Origin of the sequence: Pseudomonas glycinae, assembly GCF_001594225.2 — a bacterium.
Taxonomy (GTDB): Bacteria; Pseudomonadota; Gammaproteobacteria; order Pseudomonadales; family Pseudomonadaceae; genus Aquipseudomonas; species Aquipseudomonas glycinae.
This window is the reverse complement of the sequence record NZ_CP014205.2, coordinates 4,232,463-4,249,750: the sequence shown is the minus strand read 5'-3', so window position 1 is coordinate 4,249,750 and position 17,288 is coordinate 4,232,463. Positions and strand designations below refer to the sequence as shown.

Here is a 17,288-nt window from a genome sequence, read left to right as displayed (position 1 = left end):
ACGGCTTGCCGACTGACCTGCGGATTTGAGTGACAAACCCATGCCAAAACGTACAGACATTAAAAGCATCCTGATTCTCGGCGCTGGCCCGATCGTTATCGGCCAGGCCTGCGAATTCGACTACTCCGGCGCCCAGGCCTGTAAAGCCCTGCGCGAAGAGGGTTACCGCGTCATCCTGGTGAACTCCAACCCGGCCACCATCATGACCGACCCGGACATGGCCGACGCGACCTACATCGAACCGATCAAGTGGCAGACCGTTGCCAAGATCATCGAGAAAGAGCGTCCGGATGCCGTGTTGCCAACCATGGGCGGCCAGACTGCTCTGAACTGCGCCCTGGATCTGGAGCGCGAAGGCGTTCTGGAGAAGTTCGGCGTAGAGATGATCGGCGCCAACGCCGACACCATCGACAAGGCTGAAGACCGTTCGCGTTTCGACAAGGCGATGAAAGCCATCGGCCTGGAATGCCCGCGTTCCGGTATCGCCCACAGCATGGAGGAAGCCAACGCGGTGCTCGAGCGCCTGGGCTTCCCGTGCATCATCCGTCCGTCCTTTACCATGGGCGGCACCGGTGGCGGTATCGCTTACAACCGTGAAGAGTTCGAAGAAATCTGCGCCCGTGGTCTGGACCTGTCGCCAACCAAGGAACTGCTGATCGACGAATCCCTGATCGGCTGGAAAGAATATGAAATGGAAGTTGTCCGCGACAAAAAGGACAACTGCATCATCGTCTGCTCGATCGAAAACTTCGACCCGATGGGCGTGCACACCGGTGACTCGATCACTGTTGCCCCGGCCCAGACCCTGACCGACAAGGAATACCAGATCCTGCGTAACGCCTCGCTGGCGGTACTGCGCGAGATCGGCGTCGAGACCGGCGGTTCCAACGTTCAGTTCGGTATCTGCCCGGACACCGGCCGCATGGTCGTGATCGAGATGAACCCGCGTGTATCCCGCTCGTCGGCTCTGGCCTCGAAAGCCACCGGTTTCCCGATCGCCAAGATCGCGGCCAAGCTGGCGGTCGGTTACACCCTCGACGAACTGCAGAACGACATCACTGGAGGTCGTACCCCGGCGTCCTTCGAGCCGTCCATCGACTACGTCGTGACCAAGCTGCCGCGCTTCGCTTTCGAGAAGTTCGCCAACGCTGACGCGCGCCTGACCACTCAGATGAAGTCGGTCGGTGAAGTCATGGCCATCGGCCGTACCTTCCAGGAATCCCTGCAGAAAGCTCTGCGCGGTCTGGAAGTGGGTGTTTGCGGCCTGGACGAGAAAGTCGACCTGAGCAACCCGGAAAGCATGAGCGTGCTCAAGCGCGAACTGACTGTGCCGGGCGCCGAGCGTATCTGGTACGTGGCGGACGCTTTCCGCGCCGGCATGACCGTCGAAGAAATCTTCGGCATGAACATGATCGATCCTTGGTTCCTGGTGCAGATCGAAGATCTGATCAAGGACGAAGAGAAGGTCAAGACCCTCGGTCTGTCCGCTATCGACCGCGATCTGATGTACAAGCTCAAGCGCAAAGGTTTCTCCGACCAGCGTCTGGCCAAGCTGCTGGGCGTCACCGAGAAGAACCTGCGCACTCACCGCCACAAGCTGGAAGTGTTCCCGGTCTACAAGCGCGTCGACACCTGCGCGGCCGAGTTCGCCACCGACACCGCCTACCTGTACTCGACCTACGAGGAAGAGTGCGAAGCTGCGCCGTCCGGTCGCGACAAGATCATCATCCTCGGCGGTGGCCCGAACCGTATCGGTCAGGGCATCGAGTTCGACTACTGCTGCGTACACGCGGCACTGGCGCTGCGCGATGACGGTTACGAGACCATCATGGTCAACTGCAACCCGGAAACCGTTTCCACTGACTACGACACTTCCGATCGTCTGTACTTCGAACCAGTGACCCTGGAAGACGTGCTGGAAATCTGCCGCGTCGAGAAGCCGAAGGGCGTGATCGTCCAGTACGGCGGCCAGACGCCTCTGAAACTGGCTCGCGCTCTGGAAGCAGCCGGCGTGCCGATCATCGGCACCAGCCCTGATGCCATCGACCGCGCCGAAGACCGTGAGCGCTTCCAGCAAATGGTCGAGCGTCTGAACCTGCGTCAGCCGCCAAACGCCACCGTGCGCAGCGAAGACGAAGCCGTTCGCGCTGCCGCGAAAATCGGTTACCCGCTGGTGGTGCGTCCGTCCTACGTACTGGGCGGCCGGGCGATGGAAATCGTCTACAAGGAAGAAGAGCTCAAGCGTTACCTGCGTGACGCGGTGCAAGTGTCGAACGACAGTCCGGTGCTGCTCGACCACTTCCTCAACTGCGCCATCGAGATGGACGTGGATGCGGTCTGCGACGGCAAGGACGTAGTGATCGGCGCGATCATGCAGCACATCGAACAGGCGGGCGTTCACTCCGGTGACTCCGCGTGCTCGCTGCCGCCGTACTCGCTGCCGGCACACATCCAGGACGAGATGCGCGAACAGGTCAAGAAAATGGCCCTGGAACTGGGCGTGGTCGGCCTGATGAACGTTCAGTTGGCGCTGCAGGGCGAAGACATCTACGTCATCGAAGTCAACCCGCGTGCTTCCCGTACCGTACCGTTCGTGTCGAAATGCATCGGTATTTCCCTGGCAATGGTCGCGGCTCGCGTGATGGCCGGTAAAACCCTGAAGGAAATCGGCTTCACCAAGGAAATCATCCCGAACTTCTACAGTGTGAAAGAGGCGGTGTTCCCGTTCGCCAAATTCCCTGGCGTTGACCCGATCCTCGGCCCAGAGATGAAGTCCACCGGTGAAGTGATGGGCGTCGGCGACACCTTCGGCGAAGCCTTTGCCAAAGCCCAGATGGGCGCCAGCGAAGTGCTGCCGACCGGCGGTACCGCATTCATCAGCGTGCGCGATGATGACAAGCCACTGGTTGCAGGCGTGGCCCGTGATCTGATCAACTTGGGCTTCGAAGTCGTCGCCACTGCCGGCACTGCCAAGCTGATCGAAGCCGCAGGTCTGAAAGTGCGTCGCGTGAACAAGGTGACCGAGGGGCGTCCGCACGTGGTCGACATGATCAAGAATGACGAAGTCACTCTGATCATCAACACCACCGAAGGTCGTCAGTCGATCGCTGATTCGTACTCCATTCGTCGTAATGCCTTGCAGCACAAGATTTACTGCACCACCACCATTGCTGCTGGCGAAGCTATCTGTGAAGCGCTGAAGTTCGGTCCCGAGAAGACCGTACGCCGCTTGCAGGATCTACACGCAGGATTGAAGGCATGAATAAATACCCAATGACCGTCCAGGGCTCCAAGGCCCTGGAGGAAGAGTACGCTCACCTGACCAAGGTCGTTCGTCCGAAGCTTAGCCAGGACATCGGTACGGCCCGCGAGTTGGGTGACTTGAAAGAAAACGCCGAATACCATGCCGCTCGCGAACAGCAAGGTATGGTCGAGGCGCGGATCCGTGACATCGAAGGTCGCCTGCAGAACGCGGTGATCATTGACGTGACGACCATTCCGCACACCGGCAAAGTGATTTTCGGCACTACCGTCGAAATCGCCAACGTCGAGACTGATGAAAGCGTGACTTACCAGATCGTGGGTGAGGATGAGGCGGACATCAAACTCGGCAAGATTTCCGTCGGCTCGCCGATCGCTCGCGCCTTGATTGCCAAGGAAGAGGGCGATACGGTCGTCGTGAAGACGCCAGGTGGCGTTATCGAGTACGAGATTGTCGAAGTCCGTCACATCTGAGGGTGGGCGCCTGCTGCATGCGGGCGCAATGCTCTGGCAACTGGCCCAGATGTTGTGGGTCGGTGGCCTGTGGCTGGTACATCTCGGTCTGCGACCGGTGCTGGGTCAAATCGGCCTGGCACCGCTGTTGATCGATGAAGTTGCAAGTACGTTTGAAGTGGCGGTGGTGGGGTTTGCCGTCGCGTGCGTGATATTTCAGGCTTTGGTGCTGGTACAGGCCGAGGGCCTTGCCAGTCTATGGCGAGATTTTCGCGGGCAAGTGTTGCTGATGGCGTTGTATGCGTGTGCGATGTTTGTCGCAGTGCGTGGCGGCTGGCCGGATGCGCAGCGCTGGCAGGTGTTCAGCTTTCTCGTGTTGGGTTTTTCCGGGCTGGTGCTGGTATTGCAGCCGGTGCCGGGATGGAGTGGCAGGGTGCGCGAAGCACACCCTTGACCCTTGCCATCACTTGAAACGATGGACGTTCGACAGCTGCTTGTTGACGCTGAAGTTCTTGCGGTAAATCAGTGCCATCTTGCCGATGACTTGAACCAGATCGGCCTTGCCGACCGTGCATAGCTCTGCAACGGACGCCAGGCGCGCCTCGCGATCGAGGATGTTGAGCTTGATCTTGATCAGCTCGTGATCTGCCAATGCGCGTTCGAGTTCGGCTAAAACACCCTCAGTCAAACCGTTGTCAGCCACAGTCAGAACCGGTTTCAGGTGGTGGCCAATGGATTTGTACTGTTTCTTCTGCTCTGGAGTGAGCGGCATAATCTGACCCTTTCGTCTGGATTCTGTAAAATGGCGGCCATTTTACCCGAGGGCTCGTGGATCCGCCCAATTAATCACGACCCTAATCAACGAGGTGCCCAATGGCGCGTTCCAAGACAAGCCTTGGTTGGCTGAAAAGACATGTCAATGACCCCTATGTGAAGCAGGCGCAGAAGGACGGTTACCGTTCGCGTGCGAGTTACAAGCTTCTGGAGGTCCAGGAAAAATACAAGCTGATCCGTCCGGGCATGAGCGTCGTTGACCTGGGTGCGGCGCCTGGCGGCTGGTCTCAAGTCACCAGTCGGCTGATCGGTGGCCAGGGGCGATTGATCGCCTCGGACATCCTGGAGATGGACAGTATTCCGGATGTGACCTTTATCCAGGGTGACTTCACTCAGGACGAAGTGCTCGCGCGGATCCTTGAAGCTGTAGGTAATTCACAGGTTGACCTTGTGATTTCCGATATGGCCCCCAATATGAGTGGTACGCCTGAAGTGGACATGCCCAAGGCCATGTTTCTTTGCGAGCTGGCGCTTGATCTGGCGGAGCGGATACTCAAGCCGGGCGGTAATTTCCTGATCAAGATTTTTCAGGGCGAAGGATTCGATACGTACCTGAAGGATGCTCGCAAGAAGTTCGACAAGATCCAGATGATCAAGCCGGATTCATCTCGCGGCAGCTCTCGTGAGCAATACATGCTGGCTTGGGGCTACCGCGGTCGTAGCGAGTAAAACGAGGTTTTTTGGCGGGGTGATAGGTTTTTCGTATTTCGCCCCGCGCGCATAAGCGCATATTGTGTAGAAAGTGTTTCACAAAGGGTTACAGACGGCGCCTGCCAGAGCTGTAGGTAATGTAGTAAGTTAGGCCGGTGAATATCATGCGAAGCGCGCGCCAGTAGCGGAGCTTGCTTCAGAGGGTAGTTAATTGAACGATATGGCAAAGAATCTGATCCTGTGGTTGATCATCGCGGCAGTCCTGGTGACGGTGATGAACAACTTCTCCAGCCCTAACGAGCCGCAGACCCTCAACTATTCCGACTTCATCCAGCAGGTCAAGGATGGCAAGGTCGAGCGCGTGGCCGTCGACGGCTACGTGATTACCGGCAAGCGCAACGACGGCGACAGCTTCAAGACCATTCGTCCGGCAATTCAGGACAATGGCCTGATCGGCGATCTGGTCGACAACCACGTTGTGGTCGAAGGCAAGCAGCCTGAGCAGCAAAGCATCTGGACCCAGCTTCTGGTGGCCAGCTTCCCGATCCTGGTGATCATCGCGGTGTTCATGTTCTTCATGCGCCAGATGCAGGGCGGTGCGGGCGGCAAGGGCGGGCCGATGAGCTTTGGCAAGAGCAAGGCGCGTCTGCTGTCCGAAGATCAGGTGAAAACCACCTTGGCTGACGTTGCCGGTTGCGATGAAGCCAAGGAAGAAGTGGGTGAGCTGGTCGAGTTCCTCCGTGATCCGGGCAAGTTCCAGCGCCTGGGCGGTCGCATTCCTCGCGGCGTGCTGATGGTGGGGCCACCCGGTACCGGTAAGACCTTGCTGGCCAAGGCGATTGCCGGTGAGGCCAAAGTGCCGTTCTTTACCATTTCCGGTTCCGACTTCGTCGAAATGTTCGTCGGTGTCGGTGCAAGCCGCGTTCGTGACATGTTCGAACAAGCCAAGAAACACGCTCCATGCATCATCTTCATCGACGAGATCGACGCCGTGGGTCGCCATCGTGGCGCCGGTATGGGCGGCGGTCACGATGAGCGCGAGCAGACTCTCAACCAGTTGCTGGTCGAGATGGACGGTTTCGAAATGAATGACGGCATCATCGTCATCGCCGCGACCAACCGCCCTGACGTGCTGGACCCTGCGTTGCTGCGTCCTGGCCGTTTCGACCGTCAGGTGGTGGTCGGCCTGCCGGACATCCGTGGTCGCGAGCAGATCCTCAAGGTTCACATGCGTAAGGTGCCAATGGGTGACGACGTTGCTCCGGCTGTCATCGCGCGTGGCACGCCGGGCTTCTCTGGTGCCGATCTGGCGAACCTGGTGAACGAAGCGTCGTTGTTCGCTGCCCGTGCCGGCAAGCGCATCGTTGAAATGAAAGAGTTCGAGCTGGCGAAAGACAAGATCATGATGGGCGCCGAGCGCAAATCCATGGTCATGTCCGAGAAGGAAAAGCAGAACACCGCTTATCACGAGGCAGGCCACGCTATCGTTGGTCGCGTTGTGCCCGAGCATGATCCGGTCTACAAGGTGTCGATCATCCCGCGCGGTCGTGCGCTGGGTGTGACGATGTTCCTGCCGGAAGAAGATCGTTACAGCCTGTCCAAGCGTGCGCTTATCAGTCAGATCTGCTCGCTGTACGGCGGCCGTATCGCTGAAGAAATGACCTTGGGCTTCGACGGTGTGACCACTGGTGCCTCTAATGACATCATGCGTGCGAGTCAGATCGCGCGGAACATGGTGACCAAATGGGGCTTGTCGGAAAAACTCGGCCCGTTGATGTATGCGGAAGAAGAGGGTGAGGTATTCCTCGGTCGTGGTGGTGGCGGTCAGAATGCCAGCTTCTCTGGTGAGACAGCCAAGCTGATCGACTCCGAAGTACGCAGCATCATCGATCAGTGCTACGGCACCGCCAAGCAGATCCTGACGGACAATCGCGACAAGCTCGATGCCATGGCGGATGCTTTGATGAAGTACGAGACGATCGATGCCGAGCAGATCGACGACATCATGGCCGGTCGTACACCTCGCGAGCCTCGCGACTGGTCGGGAGGTACCGGTACTGGCACGCCTCCTGTCATTCAGGGCGAGCGCCCGGAAACACCGATTGGCGGTCCGGCTGCCGACGTTTAAGGTTTGAAATGACTTCTGTAAAGTCCCTGACCCGGTTGCCTTGCGGCAACCGGGTTCTTGATTTGGCCCGGACGCATGTCATGGGCATTCTCAATGTCACTCCCGATTCTTTCTCCGACGGTGGCCGATACAGCCAGCTCGATGCAGCCTTGCGTCATGCCGAAGCCATGGTTGCGGCGGGTGCAACGCTGATCGATGTGGGCGGCGAGTCGACCCGTCCAGGCGCGCGGGCGGTTTCTCCATTGGAGGAACTGGAGCGTGTCGCTCCCGTCGTCGAGCTGATCAACCGCGAACTGGATGTGGTCATATCGGTCGATACATCCACTCCGGCGGTCATGCGCGAAACAGCGCGGTTGGGTGCTGGTTTGATCAACGACGTTCGTTCGCTAAGGCGCGATGGCGCGTTGGATGCTGCTGCTGCCACGGGATTGCCCGTGTGCCTGATGCATATGCTCGGTGAACCTGACGATATGCAGGACGATCCGCGCTATCAGGATGTCACCCGGGAAGTGGGCGAATTTCTCGCCGAGCGCATGACTCAGTGTGAGTTGGCAGGTATTCCGGCCGAGCGGATCATTCTTGATCCGGGCTTCGGCTTCGCCAAAACCCTGCAGCACAATCTAAGCTTGTTCAAGCATATGGAAGCCCTGCATGCGCTGGGGCGGCCACTGTTGGTGGGTGTTTCGCGCAAAAGCATGATCGGTCATGCATTGAATCGTCCGGTGGGTGAGCGTCTATACGGTGGTTTGGCACTGGCTGCGCTGGCGTCGGTGAAAGGTGCGCGTATATTGCGCGTCCATGATGTGGCGGAAACGGTGGACGTGGTGCGAATGCTCGCGGCCGTGGAATCAGCCGAATAAGAATGATGGGGCACTTATGAGCAAGAAATACTTTGGTACTGACGGCATTCGTGGTCGTGTCGGGGAATACCCGATCACGCCGGACTTCATGCTCAAGCTCGGCTGGGCTGCCGGTATGGCCTTTCGCAAGATGGGCGCCTGCAAGGTGTTGGTCGGCAAGGACACGCGGATTTCCGGTTACATGTTCGAATCGGCACTTGAAGCCGGCCTGACATCTGCCGGCGCCGATGTAATGCTGCTCGGCCCGATGCCGACTCCAGCTATTGCCTACCTGTCGCGGACCTTCCAGGCTGAGGCCGGGATCGTGATCAGTGCATCGCACAATCCGCATGACGATAACGGCATCAAGTTTTTCTCCGGCAAGGGCACCAAGTTGCCCGATGAGCTGGAGCTGATGATTGAAGAGCTGCTCGATACGCCAATGACCGTTGTCGAGTCGAGCAAGATTGGCAAGGTGTCGCGCATTAATGATGCGTCCGGTCGCTATATCGAGTTCTGCAAGAGCTCCGTGCCGACCGGCACCAGTTTCTCCGGCCTGAAGATCGTCATCGACTGCGCACACGGAGCAACCTACAAGGTTGCGCCGAGCGTATTCCGTGAACTGGGTGCCGAAGTTGTGGTTCTGTCCGCGCAGCCCAACGGTCTGAATATCAACGACAACTGTGGCTCCACTCACATGGGACAGTTGCAGGCGGCGGTGCTGTCCGAGCACGCTGACCTGGGGATTGCATTCGATGGCGACGGCGACCGGGTGTTGATGGTTGATCACACGGGGGCAATTGTTGATGGCGATGAGCTGATCTTCATTATTGCGCGCGATCTGCATGAGCGAGGCAAGTTGCAGGGTGGTGTGGTCGGTACCTTGATGAGTAACCTTGGGCTCGAGCTCGCGCTCGCAGATCTGGGTATTCCTTTCGTGCGCGCCAATGTCGGCGACCGATATGTGATCGCCGAGCTGCTGGAGCGTAACTGGCTGGTGGGTGGCGAGAACTCGGGGCATGTCGTGTGCTTCAATCACACCACCACGGGTGATGCGATCATCGCTGCTTTGCAGGTGTTGATGGCGCTGAAGACGCGTAACGAGGGGCTTGCTCAAACTCGCCAGGCGTTGCGCAAGTGCCCGCAGGTGCTGATCAACGTGCGTTTCGGTGGTGGCGATAGCCCGCTGGAGCATCCGGCTGTCAAGGAAGCCAGTGCGCGTGTAACTCAGGCCATGGCGGGGCGTGGTCGTGTACTTTTGCGCAAGTCCGGGACAGAGCCTTTGGTGCGTGTAATGGTCGAAGGCGAGGACGAAACCCAGGTTCGTGGGTATGCCGAAGAACTGGCAAAACTGGTAACTGAAGTTTCTGCCTGATTCGGCTTGCCAGCCATGATTGTGTTGGGTAACATCTGCGCCCACTTTGACCGACGAGGTACAGCATGCGTCGCCCTATGGTAGCTGGTAACTGGAAGATGCACGGTACCCGCGCCAGCGTCGCTGAGCTGATCAACGGCCTTCGTCATCTGGCCTTGCCAAGCGGTGTTGATGTCGCGGTATTCCCGCCTTGCTTGTATATCAATCAAGTGATTGATGGCTTGAAAGGTAAATCGATTTCGGTCGGTGCGCAGAACTCTGCGGTGGAATCCATGCAAGGTGCGTTGACGGGCGAGATTGCGCCGAGTCAGTTGGTGGATGCAGGTTGTTCCCTGGTGCTTGTCGGGCACTCCGAACGCCGCCAGATCATGGGCGAGCGAGACGGAATGCTGAATCGCAAGTTCGCAGCGGCACAGGCATGTGGCTTGATTCCGGTGTTGTGTGTGGGGGAGACCCTGGAGCAGCGTGAAGCCGGAAAAACTCTTGAGGTTGTCGGGCGTCAGCTGGGCAGTATCATCGAGGAGCTGGGTGTCGGTGCTTTTGCCAACGCAGTGATCGCTTACGAGCCGGTCTGGGCGATTGGTACCGGGCTGACTGCAACGCCGCAACAGGCTCAGGATGTGCATAAAGCCATTCGCGAGCAGTTGGCGGCAGAGAATTCTGAAGTGGCACGAGGTGTGCGGCTTCTATACGGCGGCAGCGTGAAGGCGGCCAATGCGGTCGAACTGTTCGGCATGCCGGATATCGATGGGGGGCTCATTGGTGGAGCTTCCCTGAATGCAGATGAGTTCGGTGCGATTTGTCGCGCCGCGGGAAACTGAAAAAATGCTGGAAACAGTCGTAGTCGTTTTTCATCTGCTGGGTGCATTGGGCGTAGTAGCTCTGGTTTTGCTGCAGCAGGGTAAAGGTGCGGATGCTGGCGCGTCTTTCGGAGCAGGTGCTTCAAATACTGTGTTCGGAAGCCAAGGTTCCTCTACCTTTCTTAGTAAGTTTACTGCTATACTTGCCGCCGGTTTCTTCATAACCAGCTTGGGGTTAGGATACTTTGCTAAAGAGAAGGCTCATCAGCTGACTCAAGCAGGTTTGCCAAACCCGGCAGTGTTGGAAGTTCCAAAGCAGCAACCGGCTTCTGATGATGTCCCGGTGCTTCAAGAGCAAAAGTCGGCTACTCCAGCGACTGACGTACCTCCAGCTCAAGAGCAGAAGTAAGAAGGGTTTCAAACGTAGTATTGCCGAGGTGGTGGAATTGGTAGACACGCAACCTTGAGGTGGTTGTGCCCATAGGGTGTAGGGGTTCGAGTCCCCTTCTCGGTACCAATTAGTCAGGAGAGCCCGCTGTTGCGGGCTTTCTTGCAGGTGGAAGGTTACATTGACCCTATGAGGGATCGGTCGTATACTTCCGCCCCAGCTTTGTCGCGGGGTGGAGCAGTCTGGTAGCTCGTCGGGCTCATAACCCGAAGGTCGTCGGTTCAAATCCGGCCCCCGCAACCAGTTTAAGGAGCCCCTTTTAAGGGGCTTTTTGTTAGCTGGACACTTTCAACGCCGCTGTTCGACGGCGTTTCAAGGATGGGCGTTTCGCCCATTTTTTTATTTTGCATAGCATGCACATACATGCACGAGGGGGTTCAGGTGTCGAGCAAGCTAGAAGAGTTGCAGGCCTTGCTGGCCCCGGTGGTCGTGGCCCTAGGCTATGAATGCTGGGGTATTGAGTTTTCGGCTCAAGGTCGTCACTCAATGTTGCGCGTTTATATCGATAAGGAAGGCGGCGTACTGGTGGACGATTGTGCCATCGTCAGCCGTCAGATCAGCGGTGTGCTGGATGTTGAAGATCCGATCTCCGTTGAATACACCCTTGAAGTTTCCTCGCCAGGCATGGAACGCCCTCTGTTCACTCTTGAGCAGTTTGCCAAATATGTCGGTGAACAAGTGAAGATCAAGCTGCGCTCGCCTTTTGAAGGACGACGCAACTTTCAGGGCCTTCTGCGCGGTGTAGAAGAGCAGGACGTCGTGGTGCAGGTGGAAAACCATGAGTTCCTGTTGCCGATCGATATGATCGACAAGGCCAACATTATTCCCAGTTATGACTGAGACGCGGATCCCGCGGATCCAATGGCTTGCGAAAGGCGAGGCGTACGATGAGCAAAGAAGTACTGCTGGTTGTTGAGTCGGTATCCAATGAAAAGGGTGTACCGGCAAGCGTGATTTTTGAAGCGCTGGAGCTGGCTCTGGCCACTGCTACCAAAAAGCGTTTTGAAGACGAAGTTGATCTGCGTGTGGAAATCAACCGCCACACCGGTTCCTACGAAACATTCCGTCGCTGGACGGTCGTCGAAGAGAATGATCTCGATGATCCGGCCATCGAAACCTGGCCGAGCAAGGTTGCTGAAACGCACCCTGGCGCCAAGGTTGGCGACGTTGTTGAAGAAAAGATCGAGTCCATCGAGTTCGGCCGTATCGCTGCTCAGACCGCCAAGCAGGTCATCGTGCAGAAAGTGCGCGAAGCCGAGCGCGCTCAAGTGGTTGACGCTTATCGCGAGCGCCTGGGAGAAATCATCTCCGGCACCGTGAAGAAAGTGACCCGCGACAACGTGATCGTCGACCTGGGTAATAACGCTGAAGCGTTGCTGGCCCGTGAAGACATCATTTCTCGCGAAACCTTCCGTGTTGGCGTGCGTCTGCGTGCGCTGCTCAAGGAAATCCGCACCGAGAACCGCGGTCCTCAGCTGATCCTGTCGCGTACCGCGCCGGAAATGCTGATCGAGCTGTTCCGTATCGAAGTGCCGGAAATTGCTGAAGGTCTGATCGAAGTCATGGCCGCATCCCGTGATCCGGGTTCGCGTGCCAAGATCGCTGTCCGCTCCAAGGACAAACGCATCGACCCGCAGGGCGCGTGCATCGGTATGCGCGGTTCGCGCGTCCAGGCCGTGTCGGGCGAGTTGGGTGGCGAGCGTGTCGACATCGTCCTGTGGGACGACAACCCGGCACAGTTCGTGATCAATGCCATGTCGCCGGCAGAAGTGGCGGCCATCATCGTTGACGAAGATGCCCATGCCATGGACATCGCCGTTGGCGCAGACAATCTGGCTCAGGCCATCGGTCGTGGTGGTCAGAACGTGCGTCTGGCGAGCCAGCTGACTGGCTGGACCCTGAACGTGATGACCGAATCGGACATCCAGGCTAAGCAGCAAGCGGAAACCGGCGACATCCTGCGCAACTTCATCGACGAGCTGGAAGTCGACGAAGAACTGGCTCAGGTGCTGGTAGACGAAGGCTTCACCAGCCTGGAAGAGATTGCCTACGTACCGTTGGAAGAAATGCTCAACATCGACGGCTTTGACGAAGACATCGTCAACGAGCTTCGCGCTCGTGCCAAGGATCGTTTGTTGACCAAAGCCATCGCTACTGAGGAAAAGCTGGCAGACGCCCATCCGGCCGAAGACCTGCTCTCGCTTGAGGGTATGGACAAGGATTTGGCGATGGAACTGGCGGTGCGCGGCGTAATTACCCGCGAAGACCTGGCCGAGCAGTCTATTGACGACCTGCTCGACATCGACGGCATTGACGAAGATCGTGCCGGCAAGTTGATCATGGCCGCCCGAGCCCACTGGTTCGAGTAATTAGGCGCGGCCTGAGGAGAGAAGTGCATGACGCAAGTCACGGTGAAACAACTGGCCGATGAGGTCAAAACACCGGTAGAGCGCCTGTTGCAGCAGATGCGTGAGGCAGGTCTGCCGCACACCGCCGCCGAAGAAAATGTGACTGACAGTGAGAAGCAATCCCTGCTGACCCACTTGAAAAGCAGCCACAAGGCGAAAGTGGAAGAACCACGCAAGATCACGCTGCAGCGTAAAACCACCAGCACCCTGCGTGTGGCTGGCAGCAAAAGCATCAGCGTTGAAGTCCGCAAGAAGAAAGTTTTCGTACAGCGTAGCCCGGAAGAAATCGAAGCCGAGCGCAAGCGTGAACTGGATGAACGTCGTGCAGTAGAAAATGCTGCCCGTCAGAAGGCTGAAGAAGAAGCCCGCGTGCGCGCCGAAGAAGAAGCGCGTCGCCAGCCTGCTGCGCCGTCCGCTCCTGCCGAAGCCGTCGCTGCACCTGCGCCAGTGGCCGAACCAGTGCGCGAAGCCGCGCCGGTTGTGGCTGCTACCCCAGCTGCCGACACTCGCAAGCGTGACGAGCAGCGCCGCCCGGACAAGCCGCGTGCCGACGACAACAACCGTCGTGGCGGTGGTGATGGCGAGCGCAAAAACGCTCCGCATCGCGCATCGGTCAAGGAAAAGGCTCCGGCACCACGTGTGGCGCCACGCACTACCGACGAAGAAAGCGATGGCTTCCGTCGCGGCGGTCGCGGCAAGGCCAAGCTGAAAAAACGCAACGCTCACGGTTTCCAGAGCCCGACCGGCCCTGTCGTGCGTGAAGTGAAGATCGGCGAAACCATCACTGTTGGCGATCTCGCCCAGCAGATGTCGGTCAAGGCTGCCGAAATCATCAAGTTCATGTTCAAACTGGGTACTCCAGCGACCATCAACCAGGTGCTTGATCAGGAAACTGCTCAACTGGTAGCCGAAGAACTGGGCCACAAAGTGACCCTGGTCAGCGACACCGCCCTGGAAGATTCCCTGGCCGAGTCCCTGAAGTTCGAAGGTGAAGCAGTTCCTCGTGCGCCGGTCGTGACCGTAATGGGCCACGTTGACCACGGTAAGACCTCGCTGCTCGACTACATCCGTCGTGCCAAGGTAGCTGCTGGCGAAGCCGGCGGTATCACCCAGCACATCGGTGCCTACCACGTTGAAACCGAACGCGGCATGGTCACCTTCCTCGACACCCCGGGTCACGCCGCGTTTACCGCCATGCGTGCCCGTGGTGCCAAGGCGACCGACATCGTGATCCTGGTGGTTGCGGCGGACGACGGCGTGATGCCACAAACCATCGAAGCCGTTCAGCACGCTGTTGCTGCCGGCGTTCCGCTGGTGGTTGCGGTGAACAAGATTGACAAGCCGGGTGCCGACCTCGATCGCATCCGTAGCGAACTGTCGGCCCATGGCGTGACCTCTGAAGACTGGGGTGGCGACACTCCATTCGTCCCGGTTTCCGCGAAGATGGGTACCGGCGTCGACGAACTGCTCGAAGCTGTATTGCTGCAGGCTGAAGTTCTCGAACTGACCGCCACGCCTTCGGCTCCTGGCCGTGGTGTCGTGGTTGAATCGCGTCTCGACAAGGGCCGTGGCCCGGTGGCGACTGTTCTGGTTCAGGACGGTACGCTGCGTCAAGGTGACATGGTGCTGGTCGGCTCGAACTATGGCCGCGTGCGCGCCATGCTCGACGAGAACGGCAAGCCGATCAAGGAAGCGGGCCCGGCCATTCCGGTCGAGATCCTCGGCCTGGACGGTACGCCTGACGCTGGCGACGAGATGAGCGTGGTTGCCGACGAGAAGAAAGCCCGTGAAGTGGCTCTGTTCCGTCAAGGCAAGTTCCGCGAAGTCAAACTGGCTCGCGCTCACGCCGGCAAGCTGGAAAACATCTTCGAAAGCATGGGTCAGGAAGAGAAGAAGACGCTCAACATCGTCCTCAAATCCGACGTCCGTGGTTCGCTGGAAGCCTTGCAGGGCGCTTTGAACGGCCTGGGCAACGACGAAGTGCAAGTGCGCGTGGTCGGTGGCGGCGTCGGTGGTATCACCGAATCCGATGCCAACCTGGCACTGGCTTCCAACGCTGTACTGTTCGGCTTCAACGTGCGTGCCGATGCCGGCGCACGGAAGATCGTCGAGCAGGAAGGTCTGGACATGCGTTACTACAACGTGATCTACGACATCATCGAAGACGTCAAGAAAGCCCTGACCGGTATGCTTGGCAGCGACGTTCGCGAGAACATCCTCGGTGTGGCCGAAGTCCGTGACGTATTCCGTTCGCCTAAGTTCGGCGCCATCGCCGGCTGCATGGTGATCGAGGGTACTGTTCACCGTAACCGTCCGATCCGTGTGCTGCGTGAAGACATCGTTATCTTCGAAGGCGAGCTGGAATCCCTGCGCCGCTTCAAGGATGACGCTTCCGAAGTACGTGCCGGCATGGAATGCGGTATCGGCGTGAAGAGCTACAACGACGTCAAAGTCGGCGACAAGATCGAAGTCTTCGAGAAGGTTCAGGTTGCTCGCAGCCTCTGACTCGCGCACTTCAAGGGCCACGTCGGGCCGCCGCATGCAAGTGCGCGGCACGGCGTCAGGACTCTAAACGCAACGCCCGGTCTGGCTTTTGTCAGGCCGGGCGTTTGCCGCTTTCAGACCTTGCGGGTTTCACCGCAGGGCAGTAACAGGTAACAAATCATGGCAAAAGAATACAGCCGTACCCAACGTATCGGCGATCAGATGCAGCGTGAGCTGGCCCAGCTGATCCGTCGTGAAGTCAAAGACCCGCGCGTCGGCCTGGTCACCATTACCGCTGTGGAAGTCAGCCGTGACGTCGGTCACGCAAAGATCTTCATCACCGTGATGGGGCAGGACAACGCCGAAGACATCGCGCAAAGCATCAAGGTTCTCAACGCTGCCGCCGGCTTCCTGCGCATGCAGCTGGCCCGTGAAATGAAGCTGCGCAGCGTGCCGCAATTGCACTTCCACTACGACGAAAGCGTCGTGCGGGGTGCGCACCTGTCGGCCCTGATCGAGCGCGCCGTGGCTGAGGACAATCAGCACGTGGCTGCGGCAGAACCCGAAGACACCAAGGAGTAACTCGGTGGCTCAGGTCAAACGTATCCGTCGTAACGTCAGCGGCATCATCCTGCTCGACAAGCCGCTGGGGTTCACCTCCAACGCAGCCTTGCAGAAGGTTCGCTGGTTGCTCAACGCCGAAAAGGCCGGTCACACCGGCAGTCTCGACCCTCTGGCCACCGGTGTTCTGCCGTTGTGCTTCGGCGAGGCGACCAAGTTTTCGCAGTACCTGCTTGATTCCGACAAGGGTTACGAAACCCTGGCGCAACTGGGCAAGACCACCACCACGGCAGACGCCGAAGGTGAGGTTTTGCAGGAACGTCCGGTGACCGTTGGTCAGGCCGACATTGAAGCGGTTCTGCCGAAATTTCGCGGGCAAATCAGTCAGATACCGCCGATGTACTCGGCTCTCAAGCGTGATGGCCAGCCGCTGTACAAGTTGGCCCGTGCAGGCGAAGTAGTGGAGCGTGAACCGCGTTCTGTTACTATTGCGCGCTTGGAATTGCTGGCCTTCGAAGGCGATACTGCGCGTCTTGCGGTGGATTGCAGCAAGGGCACCTATATTCGCACCCTGGTGGAGGATATCGGTGAGCAACTCGGTTGTGGTGCGTACGTCGCTGAACTGCGTCGTACCCAGGCCGGGCCTTTCACCCTGGCGCAGACCGTGACCCTCGAAGAGCTGGAAGCGGTACATGCCGAAGGCGGCAACGAAGCGGTCGACCGCTTCCTGATGCCATCGGACAGCGGCCTGCAGGATTGGCCGTTGCTGCAGTTCTCGGAAGCGAGCGCGTTCTACTGGCTCAACGGCCAGCCGGTACGTGCCCCGGATGCTCCGAAGTTCGGCATGGTGCGGGTACAGGATCACAACGGTCGCTTCATCGGTATCGGTGAAGTGAGCGAAGACGGGCGCATCGCGCCGCGTCGACTGATTCGGTCAGAATGACCGGAAACCGGTCTGTGTAACAGCAGGCCGGTGAGTGTGGCTGTCAACAGGCACGGTCACTACTCTTTTATAGATACAGGGATTTGTCCCTGGCCTGTTGAAA

General features: G+C 58.5%; 15 protein-coding genes and 2 tRNA genes. 16 read left to right on the top strand and 1 reads right to left on the bottom strand.

Annotated elements, in window-relative coordinates:
• The first annotated feature begins 40 nt into the window (after window positions 1-40).
• From carB to AWU82_RS19345, 3 genes are read left to right on the top strand one after another with little or no spacing between them, the layout of a single operon-like run.
• Entirely contained in the window at window positions 41-3,262 is a 3,222-nt protein-coding gene (carB, locus tag AWU82_RS19355) for a carbamoyl-phosphate synthase large subunit (RefSeq protein ID WP_039769162.1), read from the top strand.
• Window positions 3,259-3,735: a transcription elongation factor GreA gene (gene greA / locus AWU82_RS19350; protein ID WP_064382590.1), complete on the top strand. Its 477-nt coding sequence runs from the start codon at window positions 3,259-3,261 to the stop codon at window positions 3,733-3,735. The genes carB and greA overlap by 4 nt, the downstream gene beginning before the upstream one ends.
• A 28-nt stretch (window positions 3,736-3,763) precedes the next feature.
• On the top strand, window positions 3,764-4,168 hold the full coding sequence (locus AWU82_RS19345; protein WP_064382589.1) for a hypothetical protein: 405 nt from the start codon (window positions 3,764-3,766) through the stop codon (window positions 4,166-4,168).
• A 9-nt stretch (window positions 4,169-4,177) separates the two neighbouring features.
• On the opposite strand, the gene AWU82_RS19340 is transcribed toward AWU82_RS19345, so the two are convergent.
• Window positions 4,178-4,486, bottom strand: coding sequence for a YhbY family RNA-binding protein (locus tag AWU82_RS19340; RefSeq protein ID WP_064382588.1), 309 nt, complete (start codon window positions 4,484-4,486; stop codon window positions 4,178-4,180).
• A gap of 101 nt (window positions 4,487-4,587) precedes the next feature.
• On the opposite strand from AWU82_RS19340, the gene rlmE reads away from it, so the two are divergent.
• The 13 genes from rlmE to truB all read left to right on the top strand — a co-directional run bounded on the left by rlmE (window position 4,588) and on the right by truB (window position 17,185).
• Entirely contained in the window at window positions 4,588-5,217 is a 630-nt protein-coding gene (gene rlmE / locus AWU82_RS19335; protein WP_064382587.1) for a 23S rRNA (uridine(2552)-2'-O)-methyltransferase RlmE, read from the top strand.
• Between the two features lie 202 nt (window positions 5,218-5,419).
• Window positions 5,420-7,327 (top strand): ATP-dependent zinc metalloprotease FtsH, encoded by a 1,908-nt coding sequence (ftsH, locus tag AWU82_RS19330; protein ID WP_011332403.1) that lies wholly within the window; start codon window positions 5,420-5,422, stop codon window positions 7,325-7,327.
• Window positions 7,328-7,335: 8 nt separating this feature from the next.
• Window positions 7,336-8,187 carry a dihydropteroate synthase gene (gene folP / locus AWU82_RS19325; RefSeq protein ID WP_064382586.1) on the top strand — a complete coding sequence of 284 codons (852 nt, stop codon included), beginning with the start codon at window positions 7,336-7,338 and terminating at the stop codon, window positions 8,185-8,187.
• A 16-nt stretch (window positions 8,188-8,203) separates the two neighbouring features.
• The gene (gene glmM, locus AWU82_RS19320) at window positions 8,204-9,541 is read left to right on the top strand and encodes a phosphoglucosamine mutase (protein ID WP_064382585.1); all 1,338 of its coding nucleotides are present in this window, start codon (window positions 8,204-8,206) and stop codon (window positions 9,539-9,541) included.
• Between the two features lie 65 nt (window positions 9,542-9,606).
• Entirely contained in the window at window positions 9,607-10,362 is a 756-nt protein-coding gene (tpiA, locus tag AWU82_RS19315) for a triose-phosphate isomerase (protein WP_007953744.1), read from the top strand.
• 4 nt (window positions 10,363-10,366) lie between these two features.
• Window positions 10,367-10,750 (top strand): preprotein translocase subunit SecG, encoded by a 384-nt coding sequence (gene secG, locus AWU82_RS19310; protein WP_011332406.1) that lies wholly within the window; start codon window positions 10,367-10,369, stop codon window positions 10,748-10,750.
• A 22-nt stretch (window positions 10,751-10,772) separates the two neighbouring features.
• Window positions 10,773-10,858, top strand: a tRNA-Leu gene (locus tag AWU82_RS19305).
• A gap of 97 nt (window positions 10,859-10,955) precedes the next feature.
• Window positions 10,956-11,032: transfer RNA gene (locus AWU82_RS19300), tRNA-Met, on the top strand.
• A gap of 138 nt (window positions 11,033-11,170) precedes the next feature.
• On the top strand, window positions 11,171-11,629 hold the full coding sequence (gene rimP, locus AWU82_RS19295) for a ribosome maturation factor RimP (RefSeq protein WP_064384139.1): 459 nt from the start codon (window positions 11,171-11,173) through the stop codon (window positions 11,627-11,629).
• Between the two features lie 47 nt (window positions 11,630-11,676).
• A complete protein-coding gene (gene nusA, locus AWU82_RS19290) occupies window positions 11,677-13,158 on the top strand; it encodes a transcription termination factor NusA (protein ID WP_039769175.1) in 1,482 nt (493 codons plus the stop codon).
• Between the two features lie 27 nt (window positions 13,159-13,185).
• Entirely contained in the window at window positions 13,186-15,702 is a 2,517-nt protein-coding gene (gene infB, locus AWU82_RS19285; RefSeq protein ID WP_064382584.1) for a translation initiation factor IF-2, read from the top strand.
• Window positions 15,703-15,861: 159 nt separating this feature from the next.
• Window positions 15,862-16,263, top strand: a complete 402-nt coding sequence (gene rbfA, locus AWU82_RS19280) for a 30S ribosome-binding factor RbfA (RefSeq protein ID WP_007953741.1) — start codon at window positions 15,862-15,864, stop codon at window positions 16,261-16,263.
• 4 nt (window positions 16,264-16,267) lie between these two features.
• On the top strand, window positions 16,268-17,185 hold the full coding sequence (gene truB, locus AWU82_RS19275) for a tRNA pseudouridine(55) synthase TruB (protein ID WP_007953739.1): 918 nt from the start codon (window positions 16,268-16,270) through the stop codon (window positions 17,183-17,185).
• The last annotated feature ends 103 nt before the right edge of the window (window positions 17,186-17,288 follow it).